The 26,380-nt window shown below is 71.8% G+C and carries 17 protein-coding genes and 1 pseudogene; 17 read left to right on the top strand and 1 reads right to left on the bottom strand.

The window, feature by feature from the left end:
- The first annotated feature begins 24 nt into the window (after positions 1 to 24).
- The 8 genes and pseudogenes from DEJ28_RS10395 (at position 25) to DEJ28_RS10365 (ending at position 15,009) form a co-directional block, all read left to right on the top strand.
- Positions 25 to 1,437 carry a serine/threonine-protein kinase gene (locus DEJ28_RS10395; protein ID WP_111114716.1) on the top strand — a complete coding sequence of 471 codons (1,413 nt, stop codon included), beginning with the start codon at positions 25 to 27 and terminating at the stop codon, positions 1,435 to 1,437.
- Entirely contained in the window at positions 1,410 to 7,304 is a 5,895-nt protein-coding gene (locus tag DEJ28_RS10390) for an Ig-like domain-containing protein (protein WP_111114715.1), read from the top strand. The genes DEJ28_RS10395 and DEJ28_RS10390 overlap by 28 nt, the downstream gene beginning before the upstream one ends.
- Before the next feature lie 69 nt (positions 7,305 to 7,373).
- A complete protein-coding gene (locus DEJ28_RS10385; protein ID WP_111114714.1) occupies positions 7,374 to 8,345 on the top strand; it encodes an AAA family ATPase in 972 nt (323 codons plus the stop codon).
- Positions 8,342 to 9,757 (top strand): DUF58 domain-containing protein, encoded by a 1,416-nt coding sequence (locus DEJ28_RS10380; protein WP_111114713.1) that lies wholly within the window; start codon positions 8,342 to 8,344, stop codon positions 9,755 to 9,757. The genes DEJ28_RS10385 and DEJ28_RS10380 overlap by 4 nt, the downstream gene beginning before the upstream one ends.
- Positions 9,754 to 12,252: a transglutaminase TgpA family protein gene (locus DEJ28_RS10375; RefSeq protein WP_111114712.1), complete on the top strand. Its 2,499-nt coding sequence runs from the start codon at positions 9,754 to 9,756 to the stop codon at positions 12,250 to 12,252. The genes DEJ28_RS10380 and DEJ28_RS10375 overlap by 4 nt, the downstream gene beginning before the upstream one ends.
- A pseudogene (locus DEJ28_RS18070) lies at positions 12,249 to 12,317 on the top strand (zinc-ribbon domain-containing protein); the annotation flags it as partial. The gene DEJ28_RS10375 and the pseudogene DEJ28_RS18070, both read left to right, overlap by 4 nt.
- A gap of 3 nt (positions 12,318 to 12,320) precedes the next feature.
- Positions 12,321 to 14,075 (top strand): FHA domain-containing protein, encoded by a 1,755-nt coding sequence (locus DEJ28_RS10370; protein ID WP_220034594.1) that lies wholly within the window; start codon positions 12,321 to 12,323, stop codon positions 14,073 to 14,075.
- 82 nt (positions 14,076 to 14,157) lie between these two features.
- Positions 14,158 to 15,009: a hypothetical protein gene (locus DEJ28_RS10365; RefSeq protein WP_111114710.1), complete on the top strand. Its 852-nt coding sequence runs from the start codon at positions 14,158 to 14,160 to the stop codon at positions 15,007 to 15,009.
- A gap of 2 nt (positions 15,010 to 15,011) precedes the next feature.
- On the opposite strand, the gene DEJ28_RS10360 is transcribed toward DEJ28_RS10365, so the two are convergent.
- Positions 15,012 to 16,004, bottom strand: coding sequence for an asparaginase (locus tag DEJ28_RS10360; RefSeq protein WP_111114709.1), 993 nt, complete (start codon positions 16,002 to 16,004; stop codon positions 15,012 to 15,014).
- Between DEJ28_RS10360 and DEJ28_RS10355 the strand changes: the two genes are divergently transcribed.
- From DEJ28_RS10355 to nusA, 9 genes are all read left to right on the top strand, one after another.
- Positions 15,969 to 16,550, top strand: coding sequence for an OsmC family protein (locus DEJ28_RS10355; RefSeq protein WP_111114771.1), 582 nt, complete (start codon positions 15,969 to 15,971; stop codon positions 16,548 to 16,550). The genes DEJ28_RS10360 and DEJ28_RS10355 overlap by 36 nt on opposite strands.
- 6 nt (positions 16,551 to 16,556) lie before the next feature.
- On the top strand, positions 16,557 to 17,528 hold the full coding sequence (locus tag DEJ28_RS10350; RefSeq protein WP_111114708.1) for an FKBP-type peptidyl-prolyl cis-trans isomerase: 972 nt from the start codon (positions 16,557 to 16,559) through the stop codon (positions 17,526 to 17,528).
- A 2-nt stretch (positions 17,529 to 17,530) separates the two neighbouring features.
- A complete protein-coding gene (gene dxr / locus DEJ28_RS10345; RefSeq protein ID WP_111114707.1) occupies positions 17,531 to 18,655 on the top strand; it encodes a 1-deoxy-D-xylulose-5-phosphate reductoisomerase in 1,125 nt (374 codons plus the stop codon).
- 133 nt (positions 18,656 to 18,788) lie between these two features.
- A complete protein-coding gene (locus DEJ28_RS10340) occupies positions 18,789 to 20,123 on the top strand; it encodes a M50 family metallopeptidase (protein ID WP_181433630.1) in 1,335 nt (444 codons plus the stop codon).
- 24 nt (positions 20,124 to 20,147) lie between these two features.
- The gene (locus tag DEJ28_RS10335; protein ID WP_111114705.1) at positions 20,148 to 21,602 is read left to right on the top strand and encodes a purine-cytosine permease family protein; all 1,455 of its coding nucleotides are present in this window, start codon (positions 20,148 to 20,150) and stop codon (positions 21,600 to 21,602) included.
- Entirely contained in the window at positions 21,599 to 22,219 is a 621-nt protein-coding gene (locus DEJ28_RS10330) for a cysteine hydrolase family protein (protein ID WP_258367948.1), read from the top strand. The genes DEJ28_RS10335 and DEJ28_RS10330 overlap by 4 nt, the downstream gene beginning before the upstream one ends.
- Positions 22,220 to 22,250: 31 nt before the next feature.
- Entirely contained in the window at positions 22,251 to 23,384 is a 1,134-nt protein-coding gene (ispG, locus tag DEJ28_RS10325) for a flavodoxin-dependent (E)-4-hydroxy-3-methylbut-2-enyl-diphosphate synthase (protein ID WP_111114769.1), read from the top strand.
- A 37-nt stretch (positions 23,385 to 23,421) separates the two neighbouring features.
- Positions 23,422 to 25,173: a proline--tRNA ligase gene (locus tag DEJ28_RS10320; RefSeq protein WP_111114704.1), complete on the top strand. Its 1,752-nt coding sequence runs from the start codon at positions 23,422 to 23,424 to the stop codon at positions 25,171 to 25,173.
- Between the two features lie 158 nt (positions 25,174 to 25,331).
- Positions 25,332 to 26,327 carry a transcription termination factor NusA gene (nusA, locus tag DEJ28_RS10315; protein WP_111114703.1) on the top strand — a complete coding sequence of 332 codons (996 nt, stop codon included), beginning with the start codon at positions 25,332 to 25,334 and terminating at the stop codon, positions 26,325 to 26,327.
- The last annotated feature ends 53 nt before the right edge of the window (positions 26,328 to 26,380 follow it).

Here is a 26,380-nt window from a genome sequence, read left to right as displayed (position 1 = left end):
CGCTCGGCCGGGGAGGAGGGCACGATGGCGCGACGCCTGCCGTCCAGCCCGCCCGTGATCGGCGGGTTCAGCCCCGTGCACGTCCTCGGTTCTGGTGGCTTCGCCGACGTCTTCCTCTACGAGCAGGACATGCCGCGCCGCCAGGTCGCCGTGAAGGTCCTGCTCGACGAGGTCGTCGACGACCGCGTCCGGCAGATGTTCCAGGCCGAGGCCAACCTCATGGCGCGCCTCAGCACGCACCCGTCCATCCTCACCGTCTTCCAGGCGAGCGTGGCCTCCGACGGGCGCCCCTACCTCGTGATGGAGCTCTGCTCCTCGTCGCTCAGCGAGCGGTACCGGCGCGAACCGATCCCGGTGTCGGAAGTCCTCTCGATCGGCATCCGCATCGGGTCCGCGCTCGAGACGGCACACCGCGAAGGCGTCCTCCACCGCGACATCAAGCCGTCCAACATCCTGCTGACGGCGTACGGCAACCCGGTGCTCTCCGACTTCGGCATCGCGGCCACGATCGGCGAGGCCGACCCGGACGAACCCATCGGCATGTCGATCCCGTGGTCGGCACCCGAGGTCCTCATCGACGAGTCCCGCGGCACCATCCAGTCCGAGGTCTACTCGCTCGCAGCGACCGTCTACTCCCTGCTCGCCGGACGGAGCCCGTTCGAGGTCCGCGGCGGCAAGAACGGCGCGGCCGACCTGATGGGGCGCATCGACAAGGGCGGCGTGAAGCCGACCGGCCGGACCGACGTGCCGCCGTCCCTCGAACGCCTGCTCGCCGCGGCCATGTCCCGCAAGGTCGCCGGACGCCCGTCGACCGTGATGGGGCTCGTGCGCGGGTTGCAGCAGGTCGAGGCCGAGCTCGGCATCCCGCAGACCGCTGCGGACGTCGCCGTCGAGGCCTGGGCGGTGGCCACACCGACCCCGGACGGCGACCGCACCATGATCCGCGAGCTCCAGCCGCCGTCCCGGGTCGGCGCACGCCGTCGCACCCGGAAGGCCGTGGTGGGCGGTTCGTCCGCTGCGGCCTCGCAGAGCGTCGGGACCGTCCACCGCACGGGCTCGGTCACACGCGCTCGTCGTCGGTCGCGATCGACGCTCGTCTGGGCGACCTCGCTGACGGTCGTCGTCGTCGCGGCCCTCGCCATCGCCACGGTGGTGGTCGTCGGGCGTCTCGGCGCGGGGGCGATCCCCGTGGTGTCAGACGTCCGCGCGGAGACCACCCCGGCCTCGGTGACCTTCACCTGGGCCGACCCGGGCCTCGGGAACGGCGACACCTACGTGATCTCGTCCAACGGCGCCGCGAGCCAGCAGACGGGAACGAGCTTCGTCGTCTCCGGCAAGAAGGGCGACGAGGAGTGCATCGCCGTCGCCGTGAACCGTGACGGCAAGACCGGGGTCGCCAGCGCCCAGAAGTGCGCGACGATCGGGAGCACCGGGTGATCCGGGCGTTCCTGGCGAAGCACCGGTCCGCAGCGGTCACGGTGGGGGCCTCGGTCCTCGTCGGTGCGGTCGTCGCCACCGCGGCGGTCGCCTCCACCGGCTACCACACGCAGCGCGTCGACCTCGGCGACGGCACGGTGTGGGTGCCGTCGGCCGAGTACGGTGCCGTCGGCCGCGCGAACACCGGCGTCCTCCAGCTCAACACGGCGGTCGAGACCGCGAGCGACAGCTTGTCCGTGCTGCAGCGCGGATCGATGGTCTACAGCGTCGACGAGACCAAGGGGACCGTGGCGAAGGTCGACGTCGCCGACGCCACCGTCGCCGACCCGGTGACCCTGCCGGCGGGTTCGCCCCAGGTCTTCTTCGCCGGTTCGACCGCGATCATCGGCAACGCCGACACGGGCGAGCTGTGGGCGACCCCGGCGAAGGACCTCGGCGAGTTCGACGCCTCGACGAAGGCGGACCTGACGCTCGGCGCCGACGCGGTCTTCGACGCCTCGGACGACCACGTCGCCGTGTACTCGCCGAAGACCGGCACCGCGTCGCTCGTCGACGTCGGCACCACCCTGACGGTCGACGCGCGGTGGACCGTGAAGATGGACCGGGCGGACGACTTCCAGGTGGCGTCGTTCGGCGACCACGTCGCCGTGCTCGACCGGAGCTCGGGGGAGATCTCGGTCGACGGCGACACCGTCGACCTCGGCGACCGCGTCGGGACCTCGCCGTCCCTCCAGCGATCGGCGGACGACGCGTCCGACGTGACCGTCGCCGGCACGGCCGGACTCGTCCGCGTCTCGGCGTCCGGCGCAGTCGACACCACCGCGCTCCAGGTCTCCGGTCGCGCTGCACGGCCGGCCGTCGTCGGATCGTGCACGTACGCGGCCTGGGCCGGCGGCCAGGCCGTGGACACCTGCAAGGGCAACGGACTGCAGCGGCTCGCGGACACCGCCGGTACGGGCGAGCTGCAGATCCTGCACAACGGGGAGACCGTCGTCGCGAACGACCCGCAGAGCGGGCGCTCCTGGGCGATCGACCGCAGCGGCCAGGTCATCGACAACTGGGCCGACCTCATCAAGAAGGACGACGACCAGCAGCAGGAGCAGGTGTCCGACGACGACCCGGAGGTCGACAAGGACCAGAAGCCGCCGGTCGCGGTCGACGACGACCTGGGCGCTCGTCCGGGACGCACCACGAGCCTCCCGGTCCTGCTCAACGACTACGACCCCAACGGGGACCCGATCGTCATCAGCGAGGTCGGGAAGGTCGACGACGCCGTCGGCGACGTCGCGATCGTCGGCGACGGCCAGCGCCTGCAGATCACGTTGTCGGGCGGCGCGACGGGCACGGTCTCGTTCCCGTACACGATCACCGACGGCAACGGGGGATCCGACACCGCGACGGTCCGGGTGACCGTCCGGCCAGACTCGGCGAACGACCCACCACGGCAGGTGCGCGACACCTCCGCCGACGTGGTGCAGAACGGCCACGTGGTGGCGAACGTGCTCGGCGACTGGGTCGACCCCGACGGGGACCCGGTCTACCTGAAGTCGGCGAGCGGAGCGGACGGCGACCGCGTGTCGACGACGCCGGACGGGCTGCTCGACTTCCGGAACGCGAGCGGGAAGACCGGCGACCGCGCGGTGCAGCTCGTCGTCAGCGACGGCCGTGCCGACGGGCGTGGCTCGGTCACGGTGCACGTCGCGAAGCAGGGCAGCGTCCCGCTCTACGCCGACCCGTTCCCCGTGCAGGGCTACGCGGGGAAGGCCTTCACGGTCGACCCGCTCGACCACGTCCGTGGCGGCAACGGCACCGTCACGCTCACCAGCGTCTCGTCGGCGGCGGGACTGACCGTGACCCCGAGCTACGACGCCGGCACCTTCCGCGTGCAGGGGGCGAGCGCGGGCGACCACCAGCTCGAGTACACCGTCACCGACGGCACCAAGACCTCGAGCGGCATCGTCCGCATCACGATCCTCGCTCCGCCGGACGCCTCCAGTGCGCCGATCACCACGCCGAAGACCGTCTTCGTCAACACCCTGTCCACCAAGGACACCGACGTCACGGCGACCGACATCGACCCGGCTGGCGGCGTCCTCCTCGTGACGGCGCTCGACGGACCCGACCGCGGCTCCGGCGTGCAGGCGAGCATCCTCGACCAGCACACCGTCCGGGTGACGCTCACCGCGCCGCTCGACGGGCCCGTCTCGTTCGGGTACACCGAGACGAACGGCCTCGCGTCCGCCACCGGAACGGTCACGGTCGTCGAGATCCCGAAGCCCGACCGGATCCAGCCGCCCGTCGCGCAGCCGGACACGGCCACCGTCCGCGTCGGCGACGTCGCGAACATCGACGTGCTCGACAACGACACGCAGCCCGAGGGCGAACCGCTCACCCTGCAGCCGGACCTCGTCCAGAACGTCCCCGGCGACGGCGGCCTGCTCTTCGCCTCGGGTGACCACCTCCGGTACCTCGCGCCGACCACCCCGGGCAACTACACCGCCGTCTACCGCGTCGCCGGGCCGGACGGGCAGTACGCCGACGCCACCGTGTCGATCTCCGTCCGCGAGCAGGACGCCGCCACGAACAACCCGCCCGTCCCGCAGACCGTCACGGCGCGGGTCGTCGCGGGGCAGTCCGTCCGGGTGTCGATCCCGCTGAACGGCATCGACCCCGACGGTGACTCCGTGCAGCTGGTCGGCGTCGCCTCGAACCCCGACAAGGGTTCGGTGAGCGACGTCGCCTCCGACTCGCTGACGTACGAGGCCGGCGACTACTCGGCCGGCACCGACGAGTTCACGTACACCGTCGTCGACGCACTGGGCGCCCGCGCGACCGGCACCGTCCGCGTCGGGATCGCGCCGCGCGCCGAGCAGGCGTCGAACCCGGTGGCCGAAGCCGACCACGTCACGATCCGGCCCGGTGGCTCCGTGACCGTCCGCGTCCTGCAGAACGACTCCGACCCCGAGGGCGGCCAGCTCACCGTCACGAAGGCGGAGCCCACCGCGCAGGACGTCACCGCGAAGGTCCTGCAGAAGCAGCAGATCCGGGTCACGCCGCCGAAGTCCGCGAAGTCCGGCGACTACGCCGTGCTGTACACCGTGGCGAACGAGAACGGTGGTGCGAGCACCGCGTTCCTCACCGTCACCGTCGACGAGGACGCACAGCCGCTCCGCCCCGAGGTCGACGACACGACGCTCGACCTGCAGGACATCATGCACCGGCAGAGCGTCACGGTGGACGTGCTCGACAACGTCTTCTTCGCCGAGGGCACCGCCGCCGACCTGCGCGTCGGCGTCGTCGACGGCTACGGCGACACCGCCCGCGCCACCGACGACCAGCGCATCGCCGTCCGGCTGACCGACGAGTCGCAGGTGATCCCGTTCTCGGTCGCCCGCGCCGACCACCCGGACATCGTGTCCTACGGCTTCATCCACGTCCCCGGGTTCGACGACGCCCTGCCGCAGGTCAACCGGACCGCCGGTGCGATCAGCGTGAAGAGCGAGGCGACGGTCCACATCCCGCTGTCGAAGTACGTCGTCACGGCGAACGGGCAGACCGCGAAGGTCACCGACGACGGCACCGTGAAGGCGACCCACGCGAACGGGCAGGACCTGGTCGTCGACGCCTCGACGCTGCAGTTCACGTCGTCGAAGCTCTACTACGGCAACGCGTCGATCTCGTTCGAGGTCACCGACGGCTCGAACGCGAACGGCGGCAAGGGACGCGTCGCGACGCTCGTGCTGCCGATCAAGGTCACCCCGCGCTCGAACCAGCCGCCCGCGTTCACCGGGTCGGCGGTCGACATGCAGCCGGGGGAGTCGCGCACCATCGACCTCACGAAGCTGACCGACTACCCGTACCCGAAGGACCTGCCCGAGCTCCGGTACTCCGTGGTCAGCCGCCCGAGCGACGGCACCACCGCGACGATCTCCGGCCAGGAGCTGACGGTCAAGGTCTCCGACACGGCGAAGAAGAACACCACCGCCACCATCGGCATCGGGGTCGCCGACGACGCGAACGCCGGCCGCTCGGGCTCGATCGCGGTGGACGTGGTCGCGTCCACCCGGCCGCTCGTGCAGCCCGGGGCCGACAAGTCGGTGACGAAGCGTGGCGCGACCACCACCATCGACGTCCTCCAGAACGACCAGCCGACGAACCCGTTCCCCGAGCAGCGGCTCCGGGTCGTGAACATCCGCGGGCTCTCCGGCGGCCTGCCCGGTGGCGTCACCGTCACGCCCAGCGCCGACCGGTCCCGCCTGCAGGTGAGCGTCTCTGACAACGCGAAGCCCGTCGACACCCACCTGCAGTACCAGGTCGCCGACGCCACCGACGACCCCGACCGGTACGTGTGGGGCGACGTGACGATCTCGGTGCAGGACGTCCCCGACGCCCCGGGCGCCCCGAGCCGGACCGGGTCCTACGAAGGCGGTCAGGCGACCCTGACGTGGGCGACCCCGCAGGCGAACAACTCGCCGATCACGGGCTACCGCATCGAGGGCACGAACGGTGTCTCGAAGGACTGCGGGACCGCGACCGTGTGCACGATCACGGGCCTCGACCCGAAGGCGTCGTACCGGTTCAGCGTCGTCGCGACGAACGCCGTCGGCGACTCGAAGGCGTCGGCCGAGTCCTCGCCCGTGAGCGCCGACTTCGTGCCGGCGCCGCCGAAGGGCATCACCGTCAGCCCGAGCACGAGCACGCCGAACCAGCTCGACGTCGACTGGGACAAGGTCGACGCCCCGAACAACGGCACCGCGGTGAACAACTACGTCGTGACGATCGAGGGCCCCGGCCTGTCCGCGACGCGGAGCACGGGCACCGCGACGAGCGCCTCGTTCACCGGCGCCCAGAGCGCGGCGCAGTACAAGGTCACCATCTCGCCGAGGAACGCCGCCGACCGCAACGGTACCGTCGTGCAGTGGAACACCGCGTCCGCGACGGGGAGCGCCGTCGGCGTGCCCAGCAAGCCGGCCAACGTCTCGGCGAACGTGGGGAACAACGACGACGGAACCGGCAGGTCCGTCGTGACCGTCACCTGGGGTGCTGCTGACGCCGCTGGCGGCCCGTCCACCAGCTACGGCGTGTTCCAGTCCGGCAGCGTCGACTGCAACAACCCGTCGGGCGGCTCGCTCGGTTCGTCGAGCCCGACCACCGTGACCGGCGTGGGTGGCGGGAAGCGGACGTTCGCGGTCACCGTGTCGAACGGGTACTTCTGCAACGTCCAGTACGCCGAGACGACCGCGTACCAGCGTCCTGACGGCACGGATGACCCGTCGGTGTCGCTGACCTCGAACAGCACGAGCCGCCCCAACGCCGTCGTCACCGCGCCGCGGACGCAGGTCGACCACTACCAGCTCGAGACCGGCGGCTCCACCGTGACGCTGCAGCCGGGCCAGTCGTGGAGCGGCGTGCCCGGAGACGGCGCCCGGAACGTACCGGTGACCGTGACGCTCCGTGCCTGCGGTGGACCGGGGTCATCGTTCTGCACCCAGGACGGCCAGTCGAAACTGGTGCGTGCAGCAGCGCTCGACGCAACTGCTTCGGTCGTCGCGGCCAAACAAGGTTCCGCGATCTCGGTCAGCGGCCCGTCCGGTGCTGGTGTCTCGGTGCAGTACACGGCGCGGTGGTACGGGTCGGACGACGGTTCCGGCATTTCTGTGCCTCAGACGTGGGATTCGTCCGAGGACCCGCCGAATCCGCCTCTGCTGTCGGGCTCTGTCCGGGTTCAGGCAACCGTGACCCTCTCGTTGGGCAATGGTGCAACCCTCACCACGACGGGTGATCTCTCGGACGCCGTCGCGGTGACCCCGGCACCGGAGCCGGACCCCGAGCCGTCCCAGCCGTCCGACCCCTCGCCGAGCGAGTAGCGCCGCTCCGTCGCCCGCTGACCGTACGCTGCCCCCAACGCCATCCCCGAGAACGAGGAACGACACCGCATGAGCATGACCCCGGAGCAGGCCACCTGGTTCGCCGACGTCGCAGGCCGCATCGTGACCAACGTCGAGCAGGTGCTCCTCGGGAAGACGTTCGTGATCCGCCTGGCGGTCACGGCGATGCTCAGCGAGGGACACCTCCTGCTCGAGGACGTCCCCGGCACCGGCAAGACGAGCCTCGCGCGGGCGATGGCCCAGAGCGTGCAGGGCTCGACGAACCGCATCCAGTTCACGCCCGACCTGCTGCCGGGCGACATCACCGGCATCAGCGTGTACGACCAGAAGACCCAGGAGTTCGACTTCCACCGCGGCCCGGTGTTCTCGAACATCGTCCTCGCCGACGAGATCAACCGTGCGAGCCCGAAGACGCAGTCGGCACTCCTCGAGGCGATGGAGGAGTCCGCCGTCACGGTCGACGGCGTGAACCACAAGCTGGCCGCGCCGTTCATGGTCATCGCGACGCAGAACCCGATCGAGCAGGCCGGCACGTACCGTCTGCCCGAGGCGCAGCTCGACCGCTTCCTCATGAAGGCCTCGATCGGCTACCCGGACCACGCGGCGACGGTGAAGATCCTCGAGACGGCGTCCGCGCCGTCGAGTTCGGTCCCGCTGGCGAGCGTGGTGCCCGCCGCGACGATCACCGAGATGGCCGCGATCGCCCGGACGGTGCACGTCGACCCGGTGATCGCCGACTACGTCGCGCGGCTGGTCGACGGCACGCGTTCGGCGAGCGAGGTCCGCCTCGGCGTCAGCGTCCGTGGCGCGATGGGTCTCATGCGCGCCTCGCGGGTGTACGCCGCCCTGAACAACCGTCACTACGTCACCCCCGACGACGTGAAGGCCCTGGCGGTGCCGATCCTCTCCCACCGCCTGGTGCTCGACGCCGAGGCGGAGTTCGACGGCGTCAGCGCCCCGAGCGTCATCGCGCAGCTGCTGGTCGAGACCCCGCCACCGGCGGACCGGTCCGCCTCGTGACCGATCGCCGGCCCGTCTCCACGCGGTCGCGCCGCCCGTCCTCGACGCGGTCGCGTCGCGGGACGACGGCGTACGAGCGCACGGGGACGGTCGCCGGCCTGACGAACGTCCGGACGCGCCTGGTCGGTGACCGCGAGGGCGTGGCAGCGGAAGCAGTCGTCGGTCTCGCCAGGGCCTGGGCCACGGCCTGGAGGCTCGTCAAGCGCGGGTGGGCAGAGGTCTCGTCCGTGGTCACCGGCCTGGGTTGGACTGTTGCCGCGCTCACGCTCGTCGCGTTCGTCCTGGGGTACCGCTTCGGACTGCGCGAGGTCGTCGTCGTCGGCTTCGCGGGCGCGGTGCTCGTGGTCGTGGCCGCGATCGCGCTGATCGGGCGCTCGCGACTCCTCATCCGCATGCGGCTTCCCCAGCACCGCGTCGCCGTCGGCGACGCCGCGGGCGTGGTGGTCACCGCCGAGAACCCGGCGCGGCTGCCGTCGGTCCCGACGACGGTGGAGGTGCCGGTCGGCTCGGGTCTGGTCGACGTCGCGATCCCGTCGATCGGCCCGCACGGCACGTTCGAGCGCGAGGTGCCGGTCCCGACCGTGCGCCGCGGGGTGCTCGACGTCGGGCCGGTGACGGGCGTCCGCGCGGACCCGGTCGGCCTCGTCCGCCGTGAGGTCGTCTGGACCGCCCGCGAGCAGGTCATCGTGCACCCGCGGACGATCGCGATCCCGTCGACGAGCACCGGTCTCGTGCGCGATCTCGAGGGGCAGGCGACGACCGACCTGTCGCCGTCGGACATCGCCTTCCACGCCATCCGCGAGTACATGCCGGGCGACGACCCCCGCACGATCCACTGGAAGTCGACGGCGAAGTCCGGCGCGCTGATGGTCCGGCAGTTCGAGGACACCCGCCGGTCCCACCTCGTGATCGCGCTCGGGATATCCCGTGCCGAGTTCGCCGACGACGAGGAGTTCGAGCTCGCTGTGAGCGCTGCGGCATCGCTCGGCACGCGGGCGATCCGCGACGGCCGCGAGGTCACCGTCGTCGTGTCCGAGCGAACGCCGGAGTTCGCCAAGCGCGCCGTGTACGCCGTGCACCCGCTGCCGACGGTCACCCCGACGCGGTTGCTCGACGACTTCGCGTCGGTCGGGCTCGCGGACGCCTGCCTGCCGATCGCCGAGGTCTCGAGCATCGTCGGCAACGACACCGTCGGGATCTCGGTCGCGTTCCTCGTCGTCGGGTCCACCGTCGAGCTGCCGGCACTGCGGCTGGCCGCGACCAGGTTCCCCGTCGGGGTCGAGGTCGTCGCCGTGATCTGCGAGCCGTCGGCCCAGCCGCGGTTCCTCCGCGTCGCGGGACTCACCGTGATGACCATCGGCTACCTCGACGACCTCCGCCACGCGCTGCACCGATCGGCGACGGCAGCGTGAGCGTCGCAGCGGACCCGGCCACCCGGGCGAGGAAGACCGTGCGTCGGGACGCCCGCCGCGAGGCCCGTCGTCTCACGCCGACCCGGCTCGTCGGCGGCACCCTCGCGGTGTGGCTCCTCCTCGCGGTCGCCAGCACGGCCTGGTGGCCCGTCTACCGCGACGACGCGATGATCGTCGCCGCGGTGACCGCCGTGGTCTTCGGCACACTCGTCGCCCTCCTCGGCGCGGTGTTCCGGCTGCCGACGGCGGTGATCGCGGTCGCGACGATCGCGGCGTTCGCACTCACCGGCGTCCCCGCGGCCGTGCCGGGCCAGGCCAACGGCATCCTGCCGACCGGGCAGGGACTCGTCGACCTGTTCGCCGGCGTCGCCCTCGGCTGGAAGCGGCTGGTGACCATCAGCCTGCCGGTCGGGTCCTACGAATCGCTCCTCGTGCCGTACTTCGTGACGCTCCTCATCGCGACGGTGACGGCCGTGAGCGTGGCGACCCGCGCCTCCAGGCAGGAACTCGCCAGCATCCCGGCGCTCGTGCTCTTCGCAGCCGGTGTCGTGATCGGGCCGAGCCGTCTCGACACGTCGATCGCGACCGCCGTCACGCTCACCGGGATCGCGCTCGTCTGGGCGCTCACCGTGCGGCACGCGCGACGCGCGACCGCGGTGGCGACCACCATCGGGTCCCGCGTGCCGATCGCGCGCTCGGTCCTGCGACCGGCGCTCGTCGGCACCGGGACCATCGTCGCGGCCGCCGTCGTCGCGACCGGACTCGGACTCGTCGCACCGCCCACGGTGGGCCGGACCGTCGCGCGCACCGACGTCGTGAAGCCGTTCGACCCGCGGGACTACGTCAGCCCGCTGAGCGGCTTCCGCGCCTACGAGGAGCAGACCGAGGCCGACACCGCACAGCTGCGGGTCACCGGTCTGCCCGCGGACGGGTTCGTGCGGATCGCGACGCTCGACACCTACGACGGCGTGGTCTACCGCGTCGGCGGGTCGGACGGATCGACGGCGTCCGGCACCTTCGAGCGGGTGCCGACCTCGGTCGACGTCCGCGGTGTCCGCGGCACCACCGTCCGGGTCGGTGTGACCGTGCAGGGCTACAGCGGGGTGTGGCTGCCGACGGTCGGAGACCTCGAGCGGGTCGAGTTCACCGGTTCGGGCGCGGACCAGGAGCGCGGAGCGTTCTTCTACAACGGCTCGACCGGCACCGGCGCGGTCCTCGGCGGCGTCGCCGACGGGACCCGGTACGACCTGACGGCGGTGCTGCCGGACCAGCCGACCGACGACGAGCTGGCGTCCGCACGTCCGGGCAGCGCCTCCGTCCCGACGCCCCGTTCCGTGCCGGACGCCGTCCGCGACACGGTCGACGCGTACAGCGGCAACGCCGAGACCGACGGCGCCAAGCTCGTCGCGATGGTGCAGGAGCTCAAGCGGAACGGCTACGTGAGCCACGGGGTCGGCGACGACCGGGCGAGCCGATCCGGGCACGGTGCCGACCGCATCCAGGAGCTCCTGACGTCCCCGATCATGATCGGGGACCAGGAGCAGTACGCGGCGGCCGTCGCGCTCATGGCGAACCAGCTCGGGTTCCCGGCGCGCGTGGTGATGGGGTTCTCGGCCGGCGGTGACGCCGGGGGAGACTCCGGCGCGGGCTCGACCACGGGCGGGACCACGACCTTCCGGGGTTCCGACGTGACCGCCCGCGTCGAGGTCGACACCGCCCAGTGGGGGTGGGTCATGATCGACCCGAACCCGACCGTGCGCGAGATCCCCGACGAGCAGCAGCAGACGCCGCAGCCCGTCACCCGGCCGGAGACCGTCGTGCCGCCGCCCCCCGCCGAGCAGCAGGACCAGTCGCAGCAGGCACCGCCGCAGAGCGACCGGGACACCCCGCCCGTGCAACCGCTCTGGTTGCAGATCCTGCTCGCGGCGCTGCCGTGGGTGCTCGCGACGCTCGGCTTCGTCGCGCTCGTCCTGCTGCCGTTCGGCGTCATCGTGCTGCTCAAGCGGATCCGGCGACGACGGCGACGACGCGCTCCGACGCCGCGGGGCCGCATCGTGGGCGCCTGGGACGAGTACCGCGACGCGCTCGTCGACCGCGGGCACGACGTGGACCGCTCGGCGACCCGTCGCGAGACCGTCGTCGGTGCCCCCGGCGAGGGCGGCAGCGGTCTCGCCGCGCTCGCGGACCGGTCCGTGTTCGGGCCGAACGACGCCGACGTCACGACCGCGGACCGGATGTGGTCCGCCGCGGACGACGCCATCTCGAGCCTCCGCTCCGGACGCACCCGCAAGGAGCGGGTGCGCGCGGCGGTCTCCCTCCGGTCGCTGCGCATCGCCGACACGTCGCGGACGGCAGGCGCCTCGGTGGCCGCCGTGGTGGGTGGCAGGGGGCGTCGACCGTCCCGCGGCCAGGGACCGGCCGGTGCTCGTGACTACGATGGCTTGCAGGCCGGCGAGCGTCGTGGACGGCCGAGTGAGGACAGAGGACACCCGTGATCAGATGCGAACACTGCGGATCGACGCTCCCGGACGGAGCGATCTTCTGCGGTGAGTGCGGGCGTGCGGTGACCGCTGGGGCGAACCGTCGACCGGTCGCGCGGACGCCCGTCGAGCAGGCTCCGCCGCCGCCGCTCCAGCAGCCGGACCTGCACGGTCGCCGACTCGACCCCGCCGCCGACGCGTGGCTGCCCGAGGCGACCCTCGACCCGGCGACGCGTGCCTGGCTCACAGGAGCCGACCGTCGCGACGACCAGCCGCCCGCACCGGTGCCGGTACAGCGTCCCGACGACCACGCGCCGCGATCCGCGCCCACCCACGTGCACGGTGCCGGTTCCGGCCTGCGGGACTGGACCGGGCAGCAGTCGGCCCCTGTCGCTCCCGCCGGTCCGGATGCGCGCTCTGACGACGAGGACCCGTCGGCGCCCGCCAAACGGCCGCTCGACGCCGACGCCTACCCGTCCGAAGCCGAGGACCCGTCAGTGGCCCGCCTCGTCGAGCAGTCGACGGAGCCCGGGGCAGCTGACGCTGCACCGAGTGCTCAGCAGGGCGACGCCGATCCGGACCAGGCGTCGCCGGACGCAGAACCGAGCACGGCCGTACTCGGCGCGGACGTGCCGGACTCGGACGTGCCGGACAAGACCCTGCCGGTCTGGAGTCCGCCGCAGGAGCAGGCGCCCCCGGCTGCGCCCGCCGGGCCGTCGTGGTGGGTCGGACGTCCGAACACCGCCGGCACGAACGGCACCGACGACTCCGGCCGAGACGCCTCGACCGCATCGAACGATGCCCCGGGTGTCGTCTCCCCGCCGCAACCAGGTGACACCGCCGTGGTCGAGCCCCTCGTCGATCGGCGTCCGCCTCGGCCGATGCCGCTCGTGACGCCGGGGTCGCAGGCGTCCATCTGCCACGTGTGCGGTCACCGCCTCGAGCCCGACGACATCTTCTGCGGTGAGTGCGGCGCGGTCCGGCCCGCCGTCACCGCGGCGTTCACCGGGCAGATCGTGCCGCTGCCGATGGACCGACCCGACTGGGCTGCCGACGATTCCGTCCCGGCTGAAGCTGAAGCTGAAGCTGAGGCTGACGCTGAAGCGGAGATCGACGAGGTGGACGAGGCCGACGAGGTCGACGAGGCCGACGAAGCGGACGACACGGACGCCGCCGCCGCTCCCCGCGAGGACGACCCTGCGGTCGACGACGACACCCCACGCGTGCCGCTGCGTCCCCGTGGCGTGCACGCTGCGCCGGTGGACGACGTCCTCCCGCTCGACGCGCCGCAGACGCCGCACACGCCGGCCTCTGCGACCCTGCCGTCCTCTGCCCCGACCGCCGAGGACACCGCCGCCGTCAGCATCCCGTCGGCCGCGCCGCTCCCACCGGTCCCGGGCGTCAGCGGTCCGGCGCAGCCCTCCGGTGCTGCGGACGGGTCGCCGACCAGCGCCGACGGTGACCTCGAGGACGACGTCGAGGAGACCCGGATCGTCTCGCAGACCCCGACGCACGCCCCCTTCGTGCTGCACTTCAGCACCGGTGAGCGGTTCGGCGTCCACGGCACCGGACTCGTCGGGCGGCTCCCGCGCCCGCAGCCCGGCGAACGCTTCGACGACCTGCTCACCGTCCACGACCCGGGCAAGTCGGTGTCGAAGACCCACATCGAGCTCGGCCGCGACGGGGACGACCTCTGGGTCTCCGACCGGTTCTCGGGCAACGGCACGGTGGTGCGGCACATCGACGGGTCGATCCGTCGGTGTGAGCCCGGCCGTCGGTACCGCGTCGAGCGCGGTGCCCGGGTGGACATCGGGGAGCAGTTCTTCCTCGTGCAGTGAGCACGGCCCGGTGCGCCGGTTCCTCCACAGGAGCCGGCGCACCGCTGTTCGTCCCCAGCTCGCCGGGTGATTCCTGGCAACGGTGACGATCGATGGTGGGCTGTCGGTCATGAGCCCGTTCGTCGCCCGCTGCCTCCTCGTCGGAGCCGCGATGGTGCTCGCGGTGGTCGGTGTCGTGGTGCCGTTGAGCGGTGTCCCGCGCGCGACCGTCCTCGTCGCCGCAGCATGGTGTGCGGCGCTCGACGTCGTGCTCGTCCGATCCTCCCGCGGTGCAGGCTCCGCGGGTTCTGCGGGCGACGCGGTCGTCCTCGGCCCACCCGCCCCGTCACCCGGCGCCCACGGGTCGACCACGGCGCAACGGTCGCCGCCGGTGCCGCTCGTCCGGCGCTCGGTGACGCTGGGGACCGGCCGGGACGGTCGCACCGTGGACGTGGTGATCGACGGCCGTCCCATGCACCTCGTCGTCGTCGGTGTCGGGGTGCTCGCCCACGCGGTGTTCCGAGCCCTCGCCGTGCAGGTGTCCGAGGTCTCGGCCGATGCCGATGCCGATGCCGGTGTCGTTGCCCGATGTGCCGCGGCGCTGGACCTCCGTGACCTCGTCACCTGGCACCCCTCGGGTGCGGAGCCCGTCCGCTGCCCGCGTCTGCCGGACGACACCGCCGCCCTCGTGGTGGACCCGGCTGGCCGGGCCCCGCTGACGCTCGTCCTGGTGCCCGGCCTCCGGCAGCTGCCACGCCGATGGGACGTGGCGGTCGAGGTCACCCGGTACGGGTGCACGACCCGTCGACACCACGAGTCCCGCGGCACCGCGATCGCGCCGGCGCTCCCGCAGCTCGAGCCGCCGGCGACAGCGCCGGCGACAGCGACAGCGACAGCGCCAGCGCCAGCTCCAGCGACAGCGACAGCGACAGCGCCGTCGACCCTCCTGGCATGACCTCAGCGAAGCCCGTCACCCACGCGCAGGGCACCCACCGGGACACCCCCGCCGAGGACCTTCTCGCCCGTCGCCTCCATGACGTCCGCGACGCCCGCCGCGTCGACGAGACCGTTCCGCTCGAGCAGCGTCAGCGCCGCGAGGGTGCCCGCGCGCTGAGCCCCGTCCAGGGTCTTCACCGCGACGGCGGCACCGCCGGGCAGTCCCATCACCATGACGCCCTCGGCACCGAGCTTGGCGAGCACCCGGAGCCGCTCGATCGTGACCGTGTTCGCCCGGCCGATGCCGTCGAGCGCCCACGGGTGGTCGAGCACCGCGTCGGTCAGAGCCGCGGTGTCGGCCTCGGCGCGGGCGACGACCCCCGCGAATCCCCGTGCGAGACCGGCCAGGGTCAGCGGGAAGACCGGGGCGCCGCACCCGTCGGTGCCGACGACGTCGACCGTCTCGTGGGTGAACTCCTCGACGGTCGACCGGATGCGCTGCTGCAGCGGGTGCGTGATGTCGAGGTAGGTGGCCTCGTCCCAGCCGTTCACGCGGCAGGCGGCGAGCATGCCGGCGTGCTTGCCGGAGCAGTTCATCGCCAGGCGGCGCGGTCCGTCCATCGTGCGTGCGGTGGCCCGGTCGAAGGGCAGGTCCGGCGGGCACCCGAGGTCGGCCTCGACGTGGTCGAACGACTCGAGCATGTGCCGTGCGATCGCCTGGTGCGCGATCGTGCCGGCGTGGCTGGCGGTGCTGAGGACGAGCTCCTCGTCGGAGAACACCGCCCCGGCGCGGCGGATGCCGAGCGCCTGGAACGGCTTCATCGTCGAGCGGGGGTAGACGCTCGCGTGCACGTCGCCGACCGCGTCGAGCACGGTGCCGTCGGCGGAGACGACCACCCCGGCGCCGATGTGCCGACTCTCGTCGAAGCCGTTGCGGTCGAGGACCGCCAGTTCGACCGACCCGTCGGCGGTGAGAGGATGGCGATCAGTGCGGACATCGGAGCTCACCGTCATGCCGCCATCGTACCGAGGCGGCACCGGCCGCCGAACCCCGCACCCCGCACCCCACCGAAGGGCCCCACCGTTACCGATCACTCCTACGAGGTCTCCGTCCGCTGGACCGGCGACCGCGGCACCGGCACGAGCGGCTACCGCGACTACGGCCGCGACCACGACGTCACGGCCGCGGGCAAGCACGACATCGCGGGCTCGGCCGACCCCACCTTCCGTGGTGACCGCGACCGCTGGAACCCGGAGGAGATGGTCCTGGCCTCGCTCGCTCAGTGCCACATGCTGAGCTACCTCCACGTCGCGGTGACGCAGGGGTTCACCGTGGTGGACTACGAGGACCGGGCCACCGCGAGCCTCAACCTCAACCGCGACGGCTCCGGCGAGCTGACGGAGGCGACGCTGCACCCCGTCGTCACGATCCTCGAGGCGGACCGCGTCGCCGACGCCGAAGCGGCCCACGCGACGGCGAACAGCCTGTGCTTCATCGCTCGCTCGGTGGCCTTTCCTGTGCACCACGCCCCGCACACCAAGGTCCGTGCGGCACACTAGGTCCTCGTGAAGCGTCTGCGTCTCCTCCCGATCGCCCTCGTCCCCGCCGTCGTGCTGGGACTCGCCGCATGCTCCGGCTCCGGATCGGGCGGCGCGTCGGCCAGCCCGACACCGTCCGGCAGCGCGACCGCCGCGGCGATCACGTCCTGCCCGAAGCCGGGCACGTCGTCGAAGGCGATCACCGTCTCCGGCGCGTTCGGCGGCAAGACCGCCCCGACGGTGAAGTTCGACAAGGGTCTCTCGGCGTCGAAGCCGCAGGCGACCACGGTCGTCCAGGGCAAGGGTTCCGCGCTGAAGGACGGCCAGTACGCGCAGGTCTCGTACAGCGTCTACCAGGCGTCGGACGCCAAGAAGCTCGGCACGGTCGGGTTCGACCAGGGCAACCCGCAGGTCCTCTCGGTCGGCGGCTCCGGCTTCGGCGCGCTGCTGGCCTGCGCGAACGTGGGGGACCGCGTCGCGGCGGTCGGCCAGTCGTCGGCGCTCGGCTTCAACACCGGCGGCGAGATCGTCGTGGTCGCCGACGTCGTCGCGCAGACCCCGACCAAGTCCACCGGCACGCCGCAGACGCAGGACCCGAAGCTCCCCACCGTGAAGGACAAGGCGGACGGCGAGCCGGAGATCACCGTCCCGAAGGGCGTCGCCGCGCCGACGAAGACCACGCCCGAGGTCATCAAGCAGGGCAAGGGCGACACGATCGCCGACGGTGACACCGCCCTCGTGCAGTACAAGGGCGTCGTCTACGACACCGGCAAGGAGTTCGACTCCTCGTGGTCGAAGGGCGCCCCGACGACCTTCACGATCTCCGAGGGTTCGCTCATCAAGGGCTTCGTGACGGGGCTCGTGGGCCAGAAGGTCGGCTCGCAGGTCCTCATCGTCGTCACCCCGGAGGACGGCTACGGCGCGACCCCGCAGGAGGGCTCGGGCATCCCGAAGAACGCGACCCTCGTGTTCGTCGTCGACATCCTCGCCAAGGGCTGAGCATGACGGCGACGGGCACGGCCCGGGCCGGGGACACCGGCGTCCCGGCGAAGCGCCGCATCGTCATCCTCGGCAGCACCGGGTCGATCGGCACGCAGGCCCTCGACGTCGTCGCCCGGAACCCGGACCGCTTCGAGGTGGTCGGCCTCACCGCCGGCAGCAACCGCGCCCTCGTCGCCGAGCAGGCCGCCCGCTTCGGCGTCCGTGACACGGCGTTCGGCGCGGCCGACGCCGAACGGCTGGTCCGCACGGTCGAGGCGGACGTCGTCCTGAACGGCATCACCGGTTCGGTGGGACTCGGCCCGACCCTCGCGGCGCTCGAGTCCGGCGCGACGCTGGCCCTCGCGAACAAGGAGAGCCTCATCGTCGGCGGCTCCCTCGTGCAGGCCGCCGCGGCACCGGGGCAGATCGTGCCGGTCGACAGCGAGCACTCCGCGATCGCGCAGGCGCTCCGCTCGGGCACGGCGGACGAGGTCCGTCGGCTCGTGCTCACGGCCAGCGGTGGTCCGTTCCGCGGCCGGTCCCGCGCCGAGCTGCGCGACGTGACCCCGGCGCAGGCGCTCGCCCACCCGACGTGGGACATGGGTCTCGTGGTGACGACGAACTCGGCGACGCTCGTCAACAAGGGACTCGAGGTCATCGAGGCCCACCTGCTCTTCGGCGTCCCCTACGACCACATCGACGTGACCGTGCACGCGCAGTCGATCGTGCACTCGATGGTCGAGTTCACGGACGGGTCGACGATCGCGCAGGCGTCGCCGCCGGACATGCGGCTGCCGATCGCGCTCGGGCTGGCGTGGCCGGACCGCGTCCCGCACGTCGGGGTGCCCCTCGACTGGACGACGGCGAGCACGTGGACGTTCGAGCCCCTCGACGACGCCGCGTTCGGCGCGGTCGCGCTCGCGAAGCGGGTCGGGCAGCTCGGCGGGACGTTCCCCGCGGTCTTCAACGCGGCGAACGAGCAGGCCGTCGCCGCCTTCCACGCGGGGGCGATCGGGTTCCTCGACATCGTCGACACGGTCGAGCGCGTCGTCGAGGAGCACACCGCGGGGGAGCCCTCGCTCGAGGGCGTCCTGGCAGCGGAGCGCTGGGCGCGCATCGCGGCGGACCGCACGCTGTCCCGCTGACGCGGGTCGCGCCTCCAGGCCGGTACGACCGCGGCAGTCCGCCGGACGGAACGGACAGGACTGCCTGGAGGCGCGGCGCACCTCCCAGACGGCGCTCGGCTCCGTCATGGGAACCGTCCCGTACCCTTTCCCGGTGACCGTCGAATCCGTCCTGCTCTTCATCCTCGGCGTGGTCGTCTTCATCATCGGCCTGCTGGTCTCGATCGGACTCCACGAGCTGGGACACCTGTCCTTCGCGAAGCTCTTCAACGTCAAGGTGACGCAGTACTCGCTGGGCTTCGGCAAGGCGATGTGGTCGTTCCGGCGCGGTGAGACCGAGTACGGCATCCGCCCGATCCTGCTCGGCGGCTACATCTCGATGGTCGGCATGCTCCGGCCACGTGCGTCGGGCCGGCCGGCCGCGATCACGAACACCGGGATGTACGGCGCGTTCGTGCAGGACGCCCGGCAGGCGAGTGCCGAGCAGATCGCGGACTCGGGCGGTGACGACGCGCGGGCGTTCTACCGGTTGACGCCGTGGAAGCGGATCATCGTGATGGTCGCCGGTCCGGCCATGAACCTCGTGATCGGCATCTTCCTGTTCGGGGTGCTCCTCGTCGGGTTCGGGGCGCCCACCACGACGTTCACCTCGAGTGTCGACTGCGTGCTGCCGACGAGCCAGGCGACGACGTGCACCTCCGGCGACGCGGTGTCCCCGGCGAAGCAGGCGGGCATCCGCTCGGGCGACGTCGTGCTGTCGGTCGGGGGGAAGCAGGACCCGACCATCACCGAGGTGTCCGAGGTCTTCCAGCGCTCCGCGGGTGAGGACGTCACCGTGGTCGTCGAGCGGGACGGCGCCGAGAAGACGCTGCACATCACGCCGACGACCGCGACCCGTGACGTGTACACGGCCGACGGCACCGTCGCGAAGAACGACGACGGCTCGACGAAGACGCAGCAGGTCGGCGTGGTCGGGGTGAGCATCGGGCAGTCGCTCGTCCGGCAGTCGCCCGCCACCGTCCTGCCCGCGACGGGCGCCCAGATCGCGGCCTCCGCGCACCTCATCATCGACCTGCCGCAGCGACTCGTCGCGGTGTGGAACGCGGCGTTCGGTGCCCAGGAGCGGTCGCAGGACAGCCCGGTGTCGGTCGTCGGTGTCGGACGTGCCATCGGTGAGGTGTCGTCGATGAGCGGTGTCCCCGTCGTCGACAAGGCGTACACGATCCTCGGGCTGCTGGCCTCGCTGAACATCGGCCTGTTCGTGCTGAACATGGTGCCGCTGCTGCCGCTCGACGGCGGACACATCGCGGGTGCGCTCTGGGAGGCGATCAAGCGACGGTCGTTCAAGCTCGTCGGCAAGGCGGACCCGGGGCCGATCGACCTGGCGAAGACGATGCCGCTGACGATGGTGGTCGTGGTCCTGCTCGCGGGCATGAGCGCGTTGCTCATCTACGCGGACATCGTGCGACCCGTGAACCTGTTCGGGTAGACGCCGCGACGCTACGCTCAGCGGATGAGCACAGCGCCCACGAACCCTCCCGAGGTTCGCACCGTCGAGCGCCAGGGCCTCGACGTCATCGCCGAGTCCGACCGGAAGGGCACGCCCAGGGGCTTGTTCTGGCCGTGGTTCGCGGCGAACATCTCCGTCCTCGGCATCGCCTACGGTTCGTTCGTCGTCGGCTTCGGCATCTCGTTCTGGCAGGCCACGGTCGTCTCGGTGATCGGGGTGGCGTTCTCGTTCCTACTCTGCGGCATCGTCGCGATCGCGGGCAAGCGCGGGTCGGCCCCGACGATGGTGCTGAGCCGTGCGGCCTTCGGCGTGCGCGGCAACCGGGTGCCCTCGTTCCTGAGCTGGATCCTCACCGTCGGGTGGGAGACGGCCCTCGCCGCGTTGGCGGTCCTGGCGACGTCGACGGTGTTCGAGGAACTCGGCTGGGACGGCGGGGTCCTGACGAAGGTCGTCGCGCTCGTGGTCGTCGCCGCGCTCGTGGTCGGGGCGGGCATCGCGGGCTTCGACGTGATCATGCGCCTGCAGACCTGGATCACGGTGGTCACGGGTGTGCTCACGATCGTCTACGTGGTGCTCGCGGCGCCGTCCATCGACCTGGGGGCGATCGCTGCGATGCCCTCCGGCAGCGCCCAGCAGGTCATCGGGGCGCTCGTGCTCGTGATGACCGGCTTCGGTCTCGGCTGGGTCAACGCCGCCGCCGACTACTCGCGGTACCTGCCGCGGTCCGCCTCGACCGGCGGTGTGGTCTGGTGGACGACCTTCGGTGGGGCGCTGGCACCGGCGGTCCTGGTGGTCTTCGGCGTGCTGCTCGCCGGTTCGTCGCCGGACCTCAGCGCGGCGATCGTTGCCGACCCGATCGGTGCCTTGACGACGATCCTGCCGGTGTGGTTCCTCATCCCGTTCGCGCTCGTCGCGATCCTCGGGCTGGTCGGCGGTGCGGTGCTCGACATCTACTCGTCGGGGCTGGCGCTCCTCAGCGTCGGCGTGAAGATCCCCCGGCCGGTCGCCGCCGGGGTCGACGGGGTGTTCATGGTCGCCGGTGCGGTCTACATCGCCTTCTTCGCGAAGGACTTCATCGGACCGTTCCAGGCCTTCCTCATCACCCTCGGTGTCCCGATCGCAGCCTGGGCCGGCGTCTTCGTGGCCGACGTGGTGCTCCGACGCACGGCGTACGCCGAGGACGAGCTCGACGATCGTCGCGGCCGCTACGGCGACGTCCGGTGGGGAGCCATCGCACTCGTCGCCCTCGGTACCGCGCTCGGCTGGGGACTGGTGACGCTGGCGTCGCCGGCCTGGCTGTCCTGGCAGGGCTACCTGCTGGAGCCGTTCGGCCTCGGGGGCCGTGACGGCGCGTGGGCGTACGCGAACCTCGGCGTCCTGGTGGCGCTCGTCGTCGGCTTCGCCGGCACGCTGCTGACCGGGCGCGGGTCGGTCCGCCGCCAGGAGGCGCTCCGGTGAGCACTGCCGTCACCGGCACCGGCACCACCGTCGTGCTGTCGGAGGACGCCTGGCTCGTCGTCATCGACATGCAGCAGGTGTTCACGGGGGAGAGCCCGTGGGCGACGCCGCGCTACGACCACGCCACCGCCGGGATCGAACGGCTGCTGCCCCGCTTCACCGGACGCACGGTCTTCACCCGCTTCGTCGCTCCCGAACGCCCGGTCGGTTCCTGGGTGCCGTACTACCGCGAGTGGTCCTTCGCCCGGCGCCCCGCGCACGACCCGATCTGGGACCTCACCGAACCCTTCGCGTCGGCGGCGGCGGACCGACGTGACCCCGTCGTCACGGCACCGCGCTTCGGCAAGTGGGGGACGAGCCTCCAGGAGATCGTCGGCAGCCTTCCGCACCTCGTCCTGGCGGGCGTCTCGACCGACTGCTGCGTGCTGTCGACGGCGCTGGCGGCGGCGGACGCCGGCGCGACGGTGACGGTCGTCGCCGAGGCCTGCGCCGGAGCGAGCGACGAGGACCACGAGCGTGCCCTCGCGGCGATGCGTCTGTACGCCCCGCTCATCACCGTCGTCGACTCGGTCGCGGACCTGTCAGCACGCACGGAGCCGGCCGACCCGAGCGCGTAGAGTGCACCTCGTGCCTGCAGTGAACCTCGGTCTGCCGAAAGTCCCCGAAACCCTCGCCCCGCGCCGCAAGTCCCGGCAGATCCGGGTCGGCAAGGTCCTCGTGGGCGGCGACGCGCCGGTGTCCGTCCAGTCGATGACCACGACCCCGACGACGAACATCAACGCCACGCTGCAGCAGATCGCCGAGCTGACCGCTTCGGGCTGCGACATCGTCCGGGTCGCCGTGCCGACGCAGGACGACGCCGACGCACTGGCGATCATCGCGAAGAAGTCGCAGATCCCGGTCATCGCCGACATCCACTTCCAGCCGAAGTACGTCTTCCAGGCGATCGACGCCGGGTGCGCCGCGGTCCGCGTGAACCCGGGCAACATCCGCAAGTTCGACGACCAGGTCGGCGCGATCGCCCGTGCCGCGAAGGACGCCGGTGTCTCGCTGCGCATCGGGGTCAATGCCGGGTCGCTCGAGCCGAGCCTGCTGCAGAAGTACGGCAAGGCCACGCCCGAGGCGCTCGTCGAGTCCGCGGTGTGGGAAGCCTCCCTCTTCGAGGAGCACGACTTCCACGACTTCAAGATCTCGGTCAAGCACAACGACCCGATCATCATGGTGAAGGCCTACCGCCAGCTCGCTGCCGCCGGCGACTGGCCGCTGCACCTCGGTGTGACCGAGGCCGGCCCGGAGTTCCAGGGCACGATCAAGAGCGCCACGGCGTTCGGCATCCTGCTGGCCGAGGGCATCGGCGACACCATCCGCGTCTCCCTCTCCGCCCCGCCCGCGCAGGAGGTGAAGGTCGGCCTGCAGATCCTGCAGTCGCTCAACCTGCGGGAGCGGAAGCTCGAGATCGTCTCCTGCCCGAGCTGCGGTCGCGCCCAGGTGGACGTCTACCAGCTCGCCAACGACGTCACGAAGGGGCTCGAGGGCATGACCGTCCCGCTCCGCGTCGCCGTCATGGGCTGCGTCGTGAACGGTCCGGGCGAGGCGCGGGAGGCCGACCTCGGCGTCGCCTCGGGCAACGGCAAGGGCCAGATCTTCGTCAAGGGCAAGGTCGTCAAGACCGTGCCGGAGGCCGAGATCGTGCAGACCCTGATCACCGAGGCGAACCGCATCGCCGACGAGATGGGCCCGGCGGCCGCGACCGGCAAGCCCGAGGTCGTCACGACGGTCTAGTCGTCGTCACGGCCCAGCACGCCGCTAGGCTTGGCCCGTGGTCACACGGCTTTCGCATCTGTTCCTCCGTACGCTCCGCGACGACCCCTCCGACGCCGAGGTGACGAGCGCGAAGCTGCTCGTCCGCGCCGGGTACGTCCGTCGCCAGGCCCCGGGCATCTTCGCCTGGCTGCCGCTCGGACTCCGCGTCCGTTCCAAGATCGAGGCCATCATCCGCGAGGAGATGGTGGCGGCCGGTGCGCAGGAGGTCCTGCTGCCGGCGCTCCTGCCGCGCGACCCGTACGAGGCGACGAACCGGTGGACCGAGTACGGCGACGGCATGTTCCGCCTGCAGGACCGCAAGGGCGCCGACTACCTGCTCGCACCCACGCACGAGGAGATGTTCGCGCTCCTCGTGAAGGACCTGTACTCGTCGTACAAGGACCTCCCGGTCACGCTCTTCCAGATCCAGGACAAGTACCGCGACGAGGCCCGCCCCCGCGCCGGACTCCTGCGCGGCCGCGAGTTCACCATGAAGGACGCGTACTCCTTCGACCTCACCGACGAGGGCCTCGACCGCAGCTACCAGGTCATGCGCGACGCGTACGAGCAGGTCTTCGCGCGCCTCGGCCTCGAGTACGTCATCGTGAAGGCCGACGCCGGCGCGATGGGCGGCTCGAAGTCGGAAGAGTTCCTGCACCCGATCGGCGTCGGTGAGGACACCTTCGTCGGGAGCGCCGGCGGGTACGCGGCCAACGTCGAGGCGTACGTCACGCCGGTGCCCGACGCGCTGCCGATCGACGGCCAGCCCGAGCCGGTGCTCCTGCCCGCGTCCGACACCCCGACGATCGACACGCTCGTCACCCACGCGAACGCGGTCGCCCCGCGTGACGGCGCGCCGTGGACCGCTGCCGACACGCTGAAGAACGTCGTGCTCGCCCTGACCCACCTCGACGGCACCCGCGAGGTCGTCGTCGTCGGGCTCCCCGGCGACCGCGACGTCGACCTCAAGCGCGCCGAGGTGGCCTTCGGCCCCGCCGAGGTCGAAGCCGCCGGTGACGACGACTTCCGGAAGCACAAGGGCCTGGTGAAGGGCTACATCGGCCCGCAGGTCCTCGGTGCTGACAGCGCGACCGGCATCCGCTACTTCGTCGACCCGCGCGTGGTCGACGGCACCGCCTGGATCACCGGCGCGAACGAGCGCGGCGTGCACGTGTCCGGCCTCGTCGCCGGGCGCGACTTCGTGGCCGACGGCGTCGCCGAGGTCTCCGACGTCCGCGCCGGCGACCCGGCCCCGGACGGCTCCGGGCCGCTCGAGACCGCCCGCGGCATGGAGATCGGCCACGTGTTCCAGCTCGGCCGCAAGTACGCCGAGGCCCTGGGCCTCAAGGTGCAGGACGAGAACGGCAAGCTCGTCACCGTCACGATGGGCTCGTACGGCATCGGCGTGACGCGCATCCTCGCGATCCTCGCCGAGGCGCACAACGACGAGAAGGGCCTGGCCTGGCCGAAGAACGTCGCACCGTTCGACGTGCACGTCGTCGCGACCGGCCGGGACGAACTCGCCTACGACCTGGCGACGGACGTCGTCGCGCAGCTCGAGGGCGAGCGGTTCGAGGTCCTCTACGACGACCGTCCGAAGGTCTCGCCCGGGGTGAAGCTCCGCGACGCCGAACTGCTCGGCATGCCGATCGTCGTCGTCGCGGGCCGCGGAGCGGCCGACGGCGTCGTCGAGCTGTGGAACCGCGCGAGCGGCGAGCGTCGCGACCTGCCGGTCGCCGACCTGCTCGACGCGGTGCGCGCGATCTAGACGCACCACCTCTGGCGACCGGAGGCCCGTGGCGACCCCGCCACGGGCCTCCAGTCCGTTGCACCGCCGGGTCCGCGAGCCGCAGTGCGGTAGTCTGGTCGCCGACTTCCGCGCAGTTCCATCCGCGGGAGCGACTCATCTGAATACGGAGGCCCTCGGTGAAGATCGATCTCGCAGTCCTGCGACTCATGGAGCGTGAGCGGGAGATCCCGTTCGACGAACTCGTCCAGATCATCGAACAGGCCATCCTCACGGCGTACCAGAAGCACCGCACCGAGAACGAGGAGCCCGTCGACGCGCAGGTGCGCGTCGAACTCGACCGCAAGTCGGGCGAGGTCTCGGTCTTCGTGCCCGAGCGTGACGAAGAGGGCACCGTCGTCGGCGAGGCCGTCGACCAGCCGAACGACTTCGGCCGCATCGCTGCGTTCGCCGCGAAGCAGGTCATCAACCAGCGTCTGCGCGACATCGGCGACGACAAGATCCTCGGCGAGTTCCGCGGCAAGGAAGGCGACATCGTCGCGGGCGTGGTCCAGCAGGGCCCGAACCCGAAGATGGTGCACGTCGACCTCGGCACGGTCGAGGCGATCCTGCCGCCGGAAGAGCAGGTGCCGGGCGAGGAGTACAAGCACGGCTCCCGTCTGCGCGTCTACGTGACGAGCGTCGGCCGCGGTGCCAAGGGCCCGCAGATCACCGTGTCGCGCACGCACCCGGGCCTGGTCCGGAAGCTGTTCGCGCTCGAGGTGCCGGAGATCGCGTCCGGCGTCGTCGAGATCACCTCGCTCGCCCGCGAAGCCGGTCACCGCACGAAGATCGCGGTGAAGGCGAACGAGCCTGGCGTGAACGCGAAGGGTGCCTGCATCGGCGAACTCGGAGCCCGCGTGCGCGCGGTGACGACGGAGCTCGGCGCCGAGAAGATCGACATCGTCGACTACTCGTCCGACCTGGCGTCGTTCGTCGCGAGCGCCCTGTCGCCGGCGAAGGTGACGAGCGCGTTCGTGCTCGACGCCTCGACCAAGGCCGTCCGCGCCCTCGTGCCGGACTACCAGCTGTCCCTCGCGATCGGCAAGGAAGGGCAGAACGCCCGTCTCGCCGCGAAGCTCACGGGCGCCCGGATCGACATCCAGCCGGACTCGATCCTGGACGGCGAGGACTGAGGACACCGTGACGCGGACCGCGTCGGCGCGGCCGGTTTCGCTCGTGGCATGTC

The sequence above is a fragment of the Curtobacterium sp. MCPF17_002 genome (assembly GCF_003234115.2).
In the GTDB taxonomy this organism is placed as follows: Bacteria; Actinomycetota; Actinomycetes; order Actinomycetales; family Microbacteriaceae; genus Curtobacterium.
The sequence above is the reverse complement of the archived record's forward strand: the minus strand, read 5'-3'. Positions and strand labels throughout refer to the sequence as shown.

Coding starts and splice junctions, on each gene's coding strand:
- DEJ28_RS10395 (WP_111114716.1), top strand. CDS start 25: ATGGCGCGACGCCTGCCGTCCAGCCCGCCCGTGATCGGCGGGTTCAGC.
- DEJ28_RS10385 (WP_111114714.1), top strand. CDS start 7,374: ATGAGCATGACCCCGGAGCAGGCCACCTGGTTCGCCGACGTCGCAGGC.
- DEJ28_RS10355 (WP_111114771.1), top strand. CDS start 15,969: ATGGCGATCAGTGCGGACATCGGAGCTCACCGTCATGCCGCCATCGTA.
- DEJ28_RS10360 (WP_111114709.1), bottom strand. CDS start 16,004: ATGACGGTGAGCTCCGATGTCCGCACTGATCGCCATCCTCTCACCGCC.
- dxr (WP_111114707.1), top strand. CDS start 17,531: ATGACGGCGACGGGCACGGCCCGGGCCGGGGACACCGGCGTCCCGGCG.
- DEJ28_RS10335 (WP_111114705.1), top strand. CDS start 20,148: ATGAGCACAGCGCCCACGAACCCTCCCGAGGTTCGCACCGTCGAGCGC.